Genomic DNA, 14,388 nt, shown 5'->3' with positions numbered 1-14,388 from the left:
CGGCAGCCCGGACCCGCAGCCCGGACCCGCAGCCCGAACCGGCAGCCCGGACGGGCGGCCCGGACGGGCGGCCCGGACCCGCAGCCCGGACCCGCAGCCCGGACCCGCAGCCCGGACCGGAGGCCCGAATGACACGGCCGGGACGATCATGATGGCCGCCATCGACGGCTGCCTCGGGCGAGGCTCGCGGTCCAGCAGTCGCCAAGCCGGGTGTCTGAGCCGGCCGATCCGGTCTCCGACGCCCCCGTGCGGGCGGGCCGGTCGCCGTCGTAGGCCGCGCCGAGCGACGCCGCCGGTCGAGCCGTCTGAGGCCGCGATTCGCCTGATGGCCGCGGCGGGAGTCGAATCGCCGCGCGCTCCACACTCGCCGGCACAGGCCACGATGAGTGCGTGGCAGACGTCGGCCTGCCACCGGATGCGGCGCGCACGCGCAATCCCAGCCAGCGCGGCACGCGCGGCTGTGCGCCGCGGAGCGGCGCATTGGGGTGCGGGTGAGAATCCCCGCCGGGACCCGCCGCGACAGCGGTGGGGCGGAAGCACAGCGGAGTTGCAGCGCTATTCGGGGTCGAGGACGCGGGCGAGCTGGGCGCGGTTGCGGACGTTCAGGCGGCGGTACAGGCGGGTCAGGTTCGCCTCGACGGCCTTGATCGACAGGAAGAGGGCGCGGGCGATCTCGCGGTTCGTGGCGCCGGCGCGGACGAGCTCGACGATGCGGCGCTCGGTCTCGGAGAGGCCGGCCCCGCGGCCGCCGTCGAGGCGGGCCAGGTCGGCGGCGGCGACCTCGCGCCAGGGGTGCGCCTCGGCGGCCGCGTAGCGGCGGACGGCCTCCGACAGCGCGGCCCGGGCGGCGCCGCGGCGGTGGGCCCGCCGTTCGAGGCCGCCCAGCGTGTAGTACGCCCGCGCGACCTCCAGCGGGTACGGGTGGTCCTGCCACTCCTCGATCGCCTGGTGCAGCGCCTCGGCGCCCTCGCGGGCCTCGCCGGTGGCGGCGGTGAGGACGGCACGGGCGCGGGCCAGGCCGAGGAACACGACCGTGCGGTCCAGGTGCCGGGCGTGCTTGTGCACCTCGTCGAGCACCTCGGCGGCCTCGGCCCGGGCGCCGGCGCCGACGAGGGCCTCGATGAAGTCGGCGTGCCAGGGGAGGATGCCGGGGTCGAGGCGGCCGAGTCGCTGGTCGAGGGCGTACGCCTCGCGCATCGCCTCGGCGGCAGCGACCGGGTCGCCGCGCAGCATGTGGACGAGGCCGGACGCGGCGTAGGCGAGCTTGATCCAGTCCTCGCCGCCGGCGGCGAGGCAGGCCGCGAGGCCGCGTTCGGCGTAGCCGGCGGCGGCCGTGGCGGTGCCGCCGCCGCTCTCGGCGAGGGCGGCCACGAGGTAGCCGGGGCCGGGGGTGGTCTCGACGTCGACGTAGAGGCGGACGCATTCGCGGCCGGCCGCGACGGCGTCGGCGCAGCGGCCGGCGCGCCAGTAGATGCCGGCGACGGACACGAGGACGGAGGCGAGGTCGCGGACGGTGCCGGCCCGTTCGACGGCGATCCGCAGGGCCTCGATGCGGCGGACCGCCTCGCCGGTCTCGCCCTTGAAGAGGCGGCTCATCGCGGCGACCTGGCGGGCGGCGACGGTCGCCGGGGTCAGGGAGAGGCCGCGGGCGAGCTTGCCGGCGCGCTCCAGGTACTCGTCGCCCTGGGCGCCGACCAGGATGTTGCCCTTCCAGCTGAGCACCTCGACGAGCCGTTCCATGTCGCCGCACAGCTCGGCGGCCTCCTCGGCGCGCTTGAGCTCGGCGAGGGCTCCTTCGCCGTCGCCGTCGTAGTAGGCCTTGACGCCCTTGTACAGGCGGACGTGGGCGAGCAGGTCGGGGGCGTCGACGGCCTCGACGAAGGCGGCGTCCAGCAGCGGCCCGGAGTTGGAGTGGTCCTCGCCGGACATCTCGACGAGCAGGAGCCGGGCGCCGATGCGGGTGCGGCGGTCGGCGGCGTCGCGCAGCGCGGCGGTCGCGTGCCGGCGGGCGGCGGCGGGCGACCCGGCGGCGTACGCGTACTGCGCGGCGCTCAGGCGGCGGACCGCGCCGACGCCGGGGGTGTCGCGCGGCGTCCGGTCGGCCGCGAGGGCCGCGAGGTCGGCGGCGACGGCCGGGGCACCGCGCAGGCGCGCCGCGGACGCCGCGTCGGCGAGGCACTCCGCAAGGGCCTCGTCGGGCTCGGGCCGGGCGGCGGCGAGGTGCCGGGCCCGGTCGACCGGGTCGGAGACGGTGTCGGCGAGGCGTTCGTGGGCCTCGCGGCGGGCGGCGGCGGTCGCGTCGGCGTACACCATCTCGCGCAGCAACGGATGGCTGAACCGGATCGCCCCGTCGGGGTCGGCTTCCAGTACCGACGACGCCAACGCCGCATCGAGGTGGTGCTCGGCCAGTCCGCACCGCTGCAGGAGGGCGAGGCTGGGCCGGGCGGCGGCCGCGACGACCAGCAGCGCGGGCCAGTCCGAGGCGGGGAGCGCCGCAAGCCGCGCCGCCAGCAGTGCACGGAGGCGGTCGGGCACCGGCAGCGGGTCGGTGGTCGGCACCGGTGCCACGCCGAGCGCGCGGCCGAGCTCGACGGCGTACAGCGGGTTGCCCGCGCTGGCCTCGTAGATCCGGTGCAGGTGCGCGCGTCCCGCCTCGGCGCCGAACCTGGCCCGGAGCAGGTCGGCGACGTCGCTCTCGGGCAGCGGCGGCACCTGCAGCGTCGTGCCCGGCGGCGGGCACAGGTCGAGGCGGGTGGGGCGGTCGCCGTCGGGGATCCGCTCGGCGGCGAGGATGCGCACGGGTGCCTCGCCGAGCCGGCGGGCGACGAACCGGAGGACTTCGGCGCTCGGCTCGTCGATCCACTGGACGTCGTCGAGGACGAGGAGCAGGGTGCGGTCGGCGGCGAGGGCGCGCAGGAGCTCGAGCACGGCGAGGCGCACGGCGAGCTGGTCGTGCGGGGTCGCCGGCAGGGCGCTGCGCAGCAGGGCACCGTCGAGCGCGGCGCGCAGGTGCGCGGGCAGGTGCTCGGCGGCGTCGGGGGCGTTGTCGAAGAGGTCGACGAGCGCCAGGTACGGCAGGTCCGCCTCGGCCTCCGCGGCGGCGGCGCGCAGCACGAGCGCGTCGGTCTCAGCGCCCGCGATGGCGTCGAGGATGGTGGACTTGCCGATGCCGGCGGGGCCATAGAGCAGCACGCCGCCGCCGCCCGCAAGCAGCTCGCGGGCGTGAGCCAGAAGATCGGCGCGGCCGAACGGCACGGCCGGCCAGGTGCTCACCACCACTGTTCCACCACGACGCCGAGTCTCACCCAAACGCCACGCCGCCGCAACGGCTGCCCAACGCGGGTGAGCGTCCAGGCGTCGCGATGTTGAACACTGTCAGCGGAGCCGGTCACAGGGCAGGACGGCCTCCCAGCCGAGGACCGGCCACTGTGCGGTATGGACCGTCACCCTCCGCAAACGTGGCTCCGCTTGGCATTGGGCGCGGGCGTACGAGACGGTGGTGTCCCAGCGCGGGAGGCCGTCGGTGTAGCCGCCCGGTCGCAGACCGGCGACGCTCACCGCCGCCACGAGTGTCGCCAACGCGACAAACGGGACGGCGCGTAACCGGCCGTCCGGACGATCACCGGGGAGTGTCAGGGCGACGGCGGCGGCGATGTTCGGCAGCGTGATCAGCACCAGGTACCGGCCCTCGGGAGCGCCGTGCACGGCGAGCTGGAACGCGCCCGCGAACGCGGCGAACCCGGCCAGGAGCGCCGCGAGCCGCCACTGCGGCCGGGTCCGGCGCAGCACCGCGAGCCCGACACACAGTGCCGGGACCGCCAGGCCGAGCAGCACCACGGAACGGTGCGAAAGCCACGAATCGTCGAAGAGGTCGAGGAAGCCGAGGAACGAGCGGGGCACGCCCCAGCGCAGGTACGTGACGGCGACCGAGACGGGGTTCAGGTCGGGCCGCTCCCCCACGTCGCGCCGCGACCCGCCCGCCAGCAGCGGCACGAGCTGCAGCGCCGCGCCGGGCAGCAGCACCGCCACCCGGAGCAGCGCGTCCCGGTCGCGGCGGCGGGCCAGCCGCAGCAGCGCCACCGGCACCAGCAGCAGCCCGAGGATCGAGTTGAGCACCGCCAGGGCCGGCAGGGCGATCGCGACCGCCCGGGGGAAGGCCCGCGACGGCGACCACAGCAGCATCCACAGTCCCGCGTACACGAGGGGGAACTGCAGCTGCGCGAGGGTGTTGGGCACGTAGCCCACCGGCACGGCGGCGGCCCCGGCGACGACCCAGGCGCCGGCGCCGAGGCGGTCCCGGGCGGCGGCGAAGACGGCGGTGGCGAGCAGCGCGGTGAGGGCGGCGGCGAAGGTGGCGTTCAGCGCCGCGGCCCAGGAGACCGGGAAGAGGGCGATGACGGCGAAGCACCCGCGGGCCACGGTGTGGAAGTAGCCGTTGAAGGGCGTCGCGAAGGGCTCGTACCAGGGCAGGCTCAGCGCATCGGTGAGGAACTCCTGCCCGTCCTCGGCCCAGACGCTGTTGAACCCGCCCCGGAGCAGGCCTGCCGCGGCGAACAGCGGCAGGGCCCAGCGGACTCTGTTCACACCGGTCAAACGAACGGGCGCCCCGCACCGCAGTGCGAGGCGCCCGCCTCGATCAGCCGGCTCCGCCGGGGACGATCAGAGCTTGCCGTCCGCGACGGCCTGCGTCACCCACGGGATGACCTCGTCGAGCATCTCGTCGAGCGAGGTGGTCGCCTCGTAGCCGAGGACCTCCTTGGCCTTCGACACGTCCGGGACGCGCTTCTGCACGTCGTACTCGTACGGGTCGTCGGACACGACGCTGAACGGCACGCCGTCGCCCTTGATCTTCTTCCAGATCACCTCGGCGAGCTCCAGCACCGTGGTCGACTCGGCGGTGGAGATGTTGAAGTCCTGGTTGAACGCGTCCTCGTGCTCCATCGCGGCGATGATGCCCTTGGCGAGGTCGCCGCCGTAGGTGTAGTGGCGGACCTGCTCGCCGGTGCCCAGGATGTGCAGCGGGTCCTGGCCCTTGACGATCTTCTGCACCAGGTCGGGCACGACGTGCGACATGGCGAGCTTGACGTTGCCGGACAGCACCTCGACCTCGCCGAGCGCGCGGCCCTCGCCGACGCCGACGCAGTTGAACGGGCGGACGATCGTGTAGGGCAGCTTGTACTGGTCCCAGGCCGCCTTCGCGTAGTACTCGACGGCGAGCTTCTGGAAGCCGTACGACGACAGCGGCGGCGGCACGAGACGCTCGTCGCCCTCCTTCGACGGCCAGTGCGTGGTCGACTCGAAGACCATCGACGACGACAGGTAGGTCATCTTCTTGAGGTTGCCGTCGCGGTGCGCCTTGATGGCCGCGTCGCAGGAGGAGGCCATGATCCGCTCGTTGGTGGCGAGCAGGTCGTAGGCGTAGGCGTGGAAGTAGGAGATGCCACCGATCATCGCGGCGCCGGCGATGAAGTGGTCGCAACCGTCGAGCAGCTCCGTGACGAGGTCGACGTCGCGCGCGTCGCCCTCGACGAACCGGTAGTCGGGGTGGGAGTCGTAGCTACGGGTGACCGGACCGTACTTCGAGTAGTTGTCCAGGCCGACCACCTGGTAGCCGCGGGACAGCAGCTCCTCGACGACATATCCACCGATGAAGCCGGCCGAGCCGGTGACCAGGACCTTTGGCACAGACACTCCTTAGTTCTGAACTGCTTCGTGATTGCTGGAAAGGTTGTCGCGAACCTCGACGGGGGTCACCGGGGTCACCGTGGAGGCCGCGCGGGCCGCCTGCGCGTCGTCGCGGGCCGCCGACGATGCCGGCCGCTTCGCGAGCTGTTCCATGGTGAGCCTGCGCCCGAACGCGAACCGGTACCACTTCAGGTAGCTGGGCAGGAACCGGCCGACGTCGAAGCGGGACTCGCCGAGCTGGCGGTCGAGCCAGATCGTCGGGATCTCCGCGACGGGCAGCCGCAGCCGCGCCGCCTTCGCGGTCAGCTCGATGCCGATCTCGAACCCGGTCTTGCTCTCGATGCCGACCTGCCGGACGAACGCCGTCGAGTACGCCTTGAAGCTGTTGGTCGCGTCGCGGGTGCCGACGCGGGCGAACATGTACAGGGTCCGGCCGGCGCCGCGGGACAGCGCCCGCTTGAACCTGGGGCCGCCGACCTGCTGCCCGCCGGGCATGTACCGGGACGCGGCCGCGACGACCACGCCACGCTCCACGAGCCGGGCCAGGTCCTCGATCTGGCGCGGGTCGTCGGAGCCGTCGGCCATCGTGACGACGGCGACCGGGGCGCGGGCGACGTCGATGCCGAAGCGGATCGCGTTCGCCGGGCCGCGGCCGTACGTGTTGAGCACGGTGCGGACGCGGGGGTCGCGGGCGGCGACGCCGTCCGCGAAGGGCACGGTCGTGTCCTCCGGCATGTCGTGCACGACGAGGACCTCGGCCGGCATGAGCACGGCGCGGAGGATCCGTTCGAGGCAGGGCACGATCGCCTCGCCCTCGTTGTACACGGGGATGACCACGGAAACCTGCGGCACAAGTGTCATGCAGGCACCTCCGTCACGCTCCGGCGGCGGCCGCCGCCGCGCTCCGGTCCGGTCATACCCGCACGCCCTTGTTGGTGACGCCCCACATGTCCGCGACCGGGATGTCGGTCTGCAGGTCACGGTACTCCGGGTGCGGCGCGGCGATGATCAGCAGGTCGGCGCGGGTCAGCACCTCGTCGAGGGGGACGAACCGGTCGTCCTTGACGTACGGGTCGGTGCAGAGGGTCTCCTTGGCCTTCAGCATGACGACCTTGCGCAGCTTGTAGGCGAGGGACTCGCGGATGTCGTCGCTGCCGCCCTTGAACGCCATGCCGAGGATGCCGACCGTCATGTCGGCCAGGTCGAAGCGCTCCTGCAGCTTCGACACGACGTACAGCGGCAGGCCCTCGTTGATCAGCATGGCGCTGTGGCCGAGCACGAACGTGTTGTTGGTGAACGCCGCCAGCTGCATCGTGTCCTTGAGCAGGCACGGACCGGCGGCGAAGCCGGCGCCCGGCATGTCGTTGGCGCGCGGGTACTGGAAGCGGATGGCGTGCCGGATCCGCTCGAAGTCCAGGCCGAAGTCGTTGGACATCATCCAGAACTGGTTGGCGGCGGCGAACTTGATGTACCGCCACGTGTTGGTGAACAGCTTCGCGAGCTCGGCCTCCTCGGGCTCGAGCCGCACGATGTCGCTCGCCAGGTTGCGGAACAGCTTCTCGGCCCGCTCCATCGCCACGGGGTTGCGGGCGGCGACGATCTGCGGCAGCTCGAACAGCTCGGTCATCGCCTTGCCCTCGGCGATGCGCTCGGGGCAGAACGCCACGTCGACCTGCACGCCGAGGCGCTTGACGAGCTTCTCGGTGAGGGCGGTGACACCGGGGTGCACGGTGCTGCGCAGCACGATGAGCTGGCCGTCGCGCAGGTAGTCGGCGCACCGTTCGATCGCCGCGGGGACCGCGCCGATGTTGGGGTTGAGGTGCTCGTCGACGGGTGTGCCGACGATCACGACGAGGTGCTCGGCCGACGCCACGGTCGAGGGGTCGGTGCTTGCGGTGAGCCTGCCCTCCTTGACGGCGGTGGCGAGCGGCTCGGCCGCGCCCTCCTCGTCGAACGGCAGACGTCCATCGTTCACCACCGCGACCGCGGCGGCGTTGATGTCGTACAGGGTGACCTGCAGGCCGCGGGAGGCCATGGCGATGCCGAGCGGCAGGCCGACCCGGCCGCAGCCCCCGATGATCACGACGTCGGTCGTGAAACCTGCCGATGCACTATCGTCTGACACGCGCTGCCCCTCCAGGAGAGCCGAGATCGAAGCCGGCGCTTGGCGCGGGCCGAGCCCTCAGGATGACCTCACGCCACGTGACAGACGGAGGATGGCTCGGCGCCGTGACGGTACCACTTCCGCACCTCCGGCTCCCGACCCGTTCAGGGTGAAGCGTCCCTCCCCACACCTTTCCCCCGGCTTTCCCGCCAGCAGAAACATCTCTCGGTCCGAAATCCGACCGTGCCCCTGGTACGGGCCGTGTCGTTGAGGACTGTCCGTTCGGCTGGCCGCACCTCGGCCGATGCGCCGGTCCCGGCCTGACGCACCGTCGCCGTCGCACGCACCCGCAGGCCTCCGACCCCACGTGGTCGTGGGGAAGCGGGGCGCGAAGAGGGTGTGCCCGGCGGGCACACCCTCTTCGCCGTGCCTGGTCACGCGCCGGCGGTCACGCTCCTCTGAGGGTCGCGCCGAAGCGGTCGGCGGCGACGGCGACGGCGGCGTCGCGGGCGGCCAGGGCCTCCTCGCCGGTGAGCGTGCGGTCCGGGGCGCGGAACGTCAGCTTGTACGCCAGGGACTTGCGCCCCTCGCCGAGCTGGGCGCTTTCGTACACGTCGAAGAGCCGCACCGACTCGAGCAGGTCACCCGCTCCGTCGGTGAGCGCGGCCTCGACGTCGCCGGCCGGGGTCGCGGCGTCCACGACGAGCGCCACGTCGAGCAGCGCCGTCGGGAAGCCCGACAGCCGCGGCGCGGTGGCGACGTCCGGCAGCGGCAGCGCGTCGAGGTCGAGCTCCATCGCCACGGTGCGGCGGGGCAGGTCGAGGTCGGCGCAGACCGCCGGGTGCAGCTCGCCGGCGTGCCCGACGACGGTGTCGCCGACGAGCAGCGCGGCGCAGCGGCCCGGGTGCCACGGCGCGACCGCCGCGGACCCGCCTGAGACGTCCGCAGCGGCCCTGACCGTGATCGTGACCCCGGCCGCCTCGGCGGTGATCCGGGCGGCCTCGACGGCGTCGGCCCAGTCGGCCGGGCGGCCCGCGCCCCACCAGCCCGCCGGGTCGGCGTCACCGGCGATGACGGCGGCGACGTGCCACGGCTGGTGCGGCAGCAGCGCCTCCGCGGCCCGCAGCTCCTCGGCCGGCGGCGGCCCGTCGACGCCCGGGGCCGGCGCGACCTGGACGGGCCCGCCGGGCAGGAAGACGGTGCCGAGCTCGAACAGCGCGACGTCCCGCAGGCCGCGGCCGAGGTTGCGGCGCAGCGCACCCAGCAGCGGCGGCAGCAGCGTCGTGCGCATCCCCGGCTCCTCCTCGGAAAGCGGGTTGCGCAGCAGCACCATGTCGCGGCGGGGGTCACCGGCCGGGATCCGCAGCGCGTCGAGGGTTGCCTCGCCGACGAACGGGTAGCACAGCGACTCGACGAACCCGGCGTCGGCGAGGGCGCGGCCGACGGTGCGGCGGCAGCGCTGCGTGACGGACAGGCCCGCGCCGGGCGGCGCGATCGGCAGGACGCTGGGGATCCGGTCGTACCCGTCGAGGCGCAGCACCTCCTCGACCAGGTCGGCCGGGTCGACGAGGTCGAGCCGCCAGCTCGGCGGGGTCACGACCGCGCGCCCGTCCTCGACCTCGACCGCGGCGCCGATCATCGTCAGCACCTCGATGACCCGCTCGGGCGTGTAGTCGATCCCGGCGAGCTCCGACGGCCGGGTGAGGGCCATCGTGACCGGCGCCGGCGGCGCGACCGCGTAGACGTCGGTGACCCGCTGGTCGACGGTGCCGCCGCCGTACTCGGCGAGCAGCGCCGCGGCCCGCGCGCACGCGGCGGCGGTGATCTGCGGGTCGACGCCCCGCTCGTAGCGCTTGCCGGCCTCGCTGGGCAGCTTGTGCCGGCGGATCGTGCGGGCGACCGACAGCGGGTCCCAGTGCGCGGCCTCGAGGAGCACGTCGACGGTCGTCGCCGACACCTCGGTGGTGCTGCCGCCCATCACGGCGGCGAGCGACACGACACCGGTGTCGTCGGCGATGACGATGTCCTGCGGGTCGAGGGTCCGCTTGACGCCGTCGAGCGTCGTCAGCGTCTCCCCCGCGGCGGCGCGCCGCACGACGAGGGGGCCGGTGAGCCGCTCCAGGTCCCACGCGTGCATCGGCTGGCCGGTCTCGATCATCAGGTAGTTGGTGATGTCGACGGGCAGCGAGATGGACCTGATGCCGGCGACGGCGAGGCGGGACTTCATCCACTGCGGGGTCGGCGCGGCCGGGTCGACGCCGCGGACCGCGACGGCGGTGAACCGGTCGCAGGCGACGCTGTCGCGCACGTCGATGCGGTACGCGTCGGTGCCGTCACCCTCGATCGGCACGACCGCCGCGACCGGGTCGCGGTAGGCGCCGCCGAGCGAGTGCGACAGCTCCCGGGCGAGGCCCCGCACGGAGAAGCAGTAGCCCCGGTCCGGGGTGACGTTGACCTCGACGACAATGTCGTCCAGGCCGACGATCGGCCGGGCCTCGGCGCCGGGCTCGGCCGTCTCCGCGGGCAGCACGATGATGCCCTCGTGCTCGTCGGAGACGCCGAGCTCGCGGGCGGAGCAGATCATGCCGTTGGAGATGTGCCCGTAGGTCTTGCGGGCGGCGATCGCGAACCCACCGGGCAGGACCGCCCCGGGCAGCGCGACGACCACGAGGTCGCCCTCGGCGAAGTTGCGGGCGCCGCAGATGATGCCCTGCGGCTCGGGGTTGCCGACGTCGACGAGGCAGTACCGGATGGGCTTCTTCAGCCCCTGCAGCTCCTCGATCGACTCGACCCGGCCGACGACCAGGGGGCCCTCGACGGACGCGCCGGCGTCGGTCATCTCCTCGACCTCGAGGCCGACCTTGACGAGGGCCTTCTCCAGGCCGTCGGCGGTCAGGTCCTCCGGCAGGTCGACGTGCTCACGCAGCCATGACAGCGGAACGCGCATCTCAGGCCTCCCATCCGAACGCGCGCGCGTACCGCACGTCGCCCTCAACCATGTCCCGCATGTCGGCGGCCGCGTTGCGGAACATCAGCGCCCGCTCGATGCCCATGCCGAACGCGAACCCGGAATACTCGTCGGGGTCGATGCCGCAGGCGCGCAGCACCCGCGGGTTGACCATGCCGCAGCCGCCCCACTCGACCCAGCGGGCGCCGTCGCGGTGGTGCGGGAACCACATGTCGATCTCGGCGCCGGGCTCGACGAACGGGAAGTAGGACGGCCGCAGGCGGGTCTCCGTGCCGGGGCCGAAGAGTCCCTTGACGAAGTGGTCGAGGGTGCCCTTCAGGTGCGCCATCGTGATGCCCTTGTCGATCACGAGACCCTCGACCTGGTGGAACACGGGCGTGTGGGTCGCGTCGAGCTCGTCGGTGCGGTACACCCGGCCCGGGCAGACGATGTAGATCGGCGGCTTCCGGGTTGTCATCGTCCGCGCCTGCACGGGTGACGTGTGCGTGCGCAGCACGATCCGCGAGTCGACGTCCTTGGCGATGTCAGTGGTGTGGTCCGGGCCCGCGCCGCCGGCGGCGACGAAGAACGTGTCCATCATCGAGCGCGCCGGGTGGTCCGGGTGCATGTTGAGGGCGTCGAAGTTGTACCACTCCCACTCGGCCTCGGGGCCTTCGGCGATCTCGTAGCCCATGCCGACGAACAGGTCGCCGACCCGCTCCATGATCTTGGTCAGCGGGTGCTGGGCGCCACGGGGGCGGCGGCCCGTCGGGAGGGTGACGTCGACCGTCTCCTCCACCAGGACGCGCTCCTCGCGCTCCGCGGTCAGCGCGGCGAGCCGGGCGTCGAACGCCGCCTGCACCGCGACGCGGGCCTCGTTGACGCGCTTGCCCGCGTCGGCCTTCGCCGCCGGTGGCAGTGAGCCGATCTCGCGCCGGGCGAGGGAGATCGGGGCGCGGTCGCCGAGGTGCTGCGACTTCAGCGCGGCGAGGGCGTCGAGGTCGCTCGCGCCGGCGAACGCCTTGTCGGCGCTCGCCACGGCGTCGTCCAGGGCGTCCTGGGCGAGCAGCATCGCCTGCTTCGGGTCATACGGATCATTGCGGTACGTCATCGGACTCTTCCCACGGGAGATTGGCCCCATAACAGGCCCCGGACAGTGTAGAGAAGGGCGCCCGCCGGCCGTGGGAAGGTGTCAGGAGGTGCGACGTCCTGTCCGCCCACCGTCACCGGCGGGCCAGATAAACAGGCGCGTGCTCACATCGACTCCCTTGACACGTTCAGTGCTTTCGCCGAAGCGTACAGGCACACGGCGGCGGCCGCAGCCAGGTTCAGGCTCTCCGCGCCGCCGAGGATGGGCACCCTGACGCGCGCGTCGGCCGCCTGCTTCAGCTCCTCGCGGAGCCCGTGCGCCTCGGATCCGAACAGCCACGCGGTGGGCTGTCCCAAGTCTGCCAGCTCGAACAGGTCCGACTCGCCGTACCCGTCGGCGGCGAGGACCCGCAGGCCGGCGCTGCGCAGCGCGGCGACCGTGGCGGCCGAGTCGCGGGCCCGGACCACGTCGACGTGGAACAGGCTGCCCGCGGAGGAGCGCACCGCCTTGCCGTTGTACGGGTCGACGCTGTCCCCCGCGAACACGACCACGGTAGCGCCGGCCGCGTCGGCGGTGCGCAGGACGGTGCCGGCGTTGCCGGGGTCGCGGATGTCGGCGCACACGGCGACCAGCCGGGGTTTCCTGCCCAGCGCGTCGGCCAGCGGGACGTCCCGCTGGGTGCAGACTGCGACCAGGCCCTGCGGCTGGACGGTCTCGGTGAGCGCGGCGAGGGCGTCGTCGTCGACGACGCTGACCCGGGTGCCCTCCAGCAGGGCGGCGTGGCGGGTGCGGGCGTCGGCGGTGCAGTACACCTCCACGACGACGCCGCATCGAAGCGCCTCGCGGACCGCCTGGGGGCCTTCGGCGAGGAAGCGGCCGGTCTCGTCCCGGTCACGGCGGCGCTGCAGCCGCCGGGCAGCGACAACCCGGGGGGTCCGCGTGGTGAAGACCGCCCCGGGTTGCTCGGATCGCACTGCGTCAGGCCGCGGCAACGGCCGTCTTCGCCACCTCGACCAGGCCGCTGAACGCCTTCGCGTCGTTGACGGCCAGCTCGGCGAGGATCTTGCGGTCGACCTCGACGCCCGCCAGGCGCAGACCCTGGATCAGGCGGTTGTAGGTGAGGCCGTTCGCGCGGGCGGCGGCGTTGATACGGGTGATCCAGAGCTGGCGGAAGTCACCCTTGCGGTCGCGCCGGTCCCGGTAGGCGTACTGCATCGAGTGCAGCATCTGCTCCTTGGCCTTGCGGTACAGCCGCGAGCGCTGCCCGCGGTAGCCGCTGGCGGTCTCCAGGACGGTGCGGCGCTTCTTCTGGGCATTCACTGCCCGCTTCACGCGTGCCACGGTTCGTTACTCCTCATGCGAGACCGGCCCAGTCGAGCGGGCCGGTCGGAAAAGTCAGGAAAGGGGGGGTGTGACGCCGCGTGTTACAGGCCGAGCATCTTCTTGACGCGCGTGGTCTCGGTCTTGGCGAGCTCGACGGTGCCGCTGAGCCGGCGGGTCCGCTTGCTGGGCTTGACCTCGAGCAGGTGACGCTTGCCGGCGGGCTCGGCAATGAACTTGCCGCGACCGGTGATCTTGACGCGCTTCTTCATCCCGGAGTGCGGTTTGAACTTCGGCATGGCTGATGTTGCCCCTTCATGTGCGGCGCGCCAGAGCCGGCACCCTCCCCGTCGGAACGGGAGGGTGCCGTGGCGCACCGGCGCACAGGCCGGGACTACCGCTGTGCGGGTCCCGCCCGCACGACGCGGTCGTTGTGTGGTTGTGCCAGTGGTGCCGGGTGGTGCTCTATCCCTGGTCGGCGGTGACGACGTCGGGCAGGACGGCTGGCTCGCCCTCCGGCGCGGCGGCGTCCTCGGTGCGACCCTCACGGGAAGCGGTCGCCGCGGCCTTCACGTTGCGGTGAGGCGCGAGGACCATGATCATGTTGCGGCCGTCCTGCTTCGCGGACGCCTCGACGAAGCCCAGCTCCGAGATCTCCTCCGAGAGCTTGCGCAGCAGCCGGAACCCCAGCTCCGGGCGGCTCTGCTCGCGGCCTCGGAACATGATCGTTACCTTGACCTTGTCGCCCTGCTTCAGGAACCGCATGACGTGACCCTTTTTGGTCTCGTAGTCGTGCGGGTCGATCTTCGGGCGGAGCTTCATCTCCTTGATGACGGTCTGCTGCTGGTTACGCCGGGCTTCCCGGGCCTTGAGCGCGCTCTCGTACTTGAACTTGCCGAAGTCCATGAGCTTGCAGACGGGCGGGCGTGCCATGGGCGCAACTTCGACCAGGTCCAGGTCCACGTCGGCGGCCAGCTGGAGTGCGCGCTCGAGCGGGACGATGCCCACCTGCTCACCCTCCGGGCCGACCAGCCGGACCTCACGTGCCCGGATCTGCTCGTTGACGCGTGGCTCGACGCTGATGTGGCCTCCTCGATCGGTGCTGTCTGGTGTGCCGACCGAAGCGGAAAAGCCCCCGGATGCGCAGCGCGCATGCGAGGGCCCACTCGACCGCACCACCTCACGAGAGGGCCGTGCGATCAGACCGGGACCCGGCTGCCCTGAGCTGCACGGGTGGGAGTT

General features: G+C 72.9%; 10 protein-coding genes and 1 pseudogene. All 11 read right to left on the bottom strand.

Annotated features, from left to right (window positions below; genetic code table 11):
- Positions 1-555: 555 nt before the first annotated feature.
- Positions 556-3,273 (bottom strand): AAA family ATPase, encoded by a 2,718-nt coding sequence (locus tag ACFY3L_RS13905; RefSeq protein ID WP_389322499.1) that lies wholly within the window; start codon positions 3,271-3,273, stop codon positions 556-558.
- A gap of 102 nt (positions 3,274-3,375) precedes the next feature.
- On the bottom strand, positions 3,376-4,584 hold the full coding sequence (locus ACFY3L_RS13900) for a hypothetical protein (RefSeq protein ID WP_389322497.1): 1,209 nt from the start codon (positions 4,582-4,584) through the stop codon (positions 3,376-3,378).
- Positions 4,585-4,659: 75 nt separating this feature from the next.
- On the bottom strand, positions 4,660-5,685 hold the full coding sequence (locus ACFY3L_RS13895) for an NAD-dependent epimerase/dehydratase family protein (protein WP_389322495.1): 1,026 nt from the start codon (positions 5,683-5,685) through the stop codon (positions 4,660-4,662).
- Between the two features lie 9 nt (positions 5,686-5,694).
- Positions 5,695-6,546 carry a glycosyltransferase family 2 protein gene (locus tag ACFY3L_RS13890; protein WP_389322493.1) on the bottom strand — a complete coding sequence of 284 codons (852 nt, stop codon included), beginning with the start codon at positions 6,544-6,546 and terminating at the stop codon, positions 5,695-5,697.
- Between the two features lie 52 nt (positions 6,547-6,598).
- Positions 6,599-7,768: a nucleotide sugar dehydrogenase gene (locus ACFY3L_RS13885; protein ID WP_389322491.1), complete on the bottom strand. Its 1,170-nt coding sequence runs from the start codon at positions 7,766-7,768 to the stop codon at positions 6,599-6,601.
- Positions 7,769-8,237: 469 nt separating this feature from the next.
- A complete protein-coding gene (gene pheT / locus ACFY3L_RS13880) occupies positions 8,238-10,736 on the bottom strand; it encodes a phenylalanine--tRNA ligase subunit beta (protein WP_389322489.1) in 2,499 nt (832 codons plus the stop codon).
- Position 10,737: 1 nt separating this feature from the next.
- Entirely contained in the window at positions 10,738-11,847 is a 1,110-nt protein-coding gene (gene pheS / locus ACFY3L_RS13875; RefSeq protein WP_389322487.1) for a phenylalanine--tRNA ligase subunit alpha, read from the bottom strand.
- Positions 11,848-11,990: 143 nt separating this feature from the next.
- Complete coding sequence (locus tag ACFY3L_RS13870; protein ID WP_389322485.1) at positions 11,991-12,800, bottom strand: TrmH family RNA methyltransferase; 810 nt, start codon at positions 12,798-12,800, stop codon at positions 11,991-11,993.
- 4 nt (positions 12,801-12,804) lie between these two features.
- A complete protein-coding gene (gene rplT, locus ACFY3L_RS13865) occupies positions 12,805-13,167 on the bottom strand; it encodes a 50S ribosomal protein L20 (protein WP_363399298.1) in 363 nt (120 codons plus the stop codon).
- An 83-nt stretch (positions 13,168-13,250) separates the two neighbouring features.
- Positions 13,251-13,445, bottom strand: coding sequence for a 50S ribosomal protein L35 (gene rpmI / locus ACFY3L_RS13860; RefSeq protein WP_360569506.1), 195 nt, complete (start codon positions 13,443-13,445; stop codon positions 13,251-13,253).
- A gap of 144 nt (positions 13,446-13,589) precedes the next feature.
- Positions 13,590-14,229 (bottom strand): annotated as a pseudogene (gene infC / locus ACFY3L_RS13855) (translation initiation factor IF-3); the annotation flags it as partial.
- Positions 14,230-14,388 lie beyond the last annotated feature (159 nt).

Source organism: Dactylosporangium sp. NPDC000521, from assembly GCF_042898305.1.
Classification (GTDB): domain Bacteria; phylum Actinomycetota; class Actinomycetes; order Mycobacteriales; family Micromonosporaceae; genus Dactylosporangium.
This window is presented reverse-complemented; position numbering and strand designations above follow the sequence as displayed.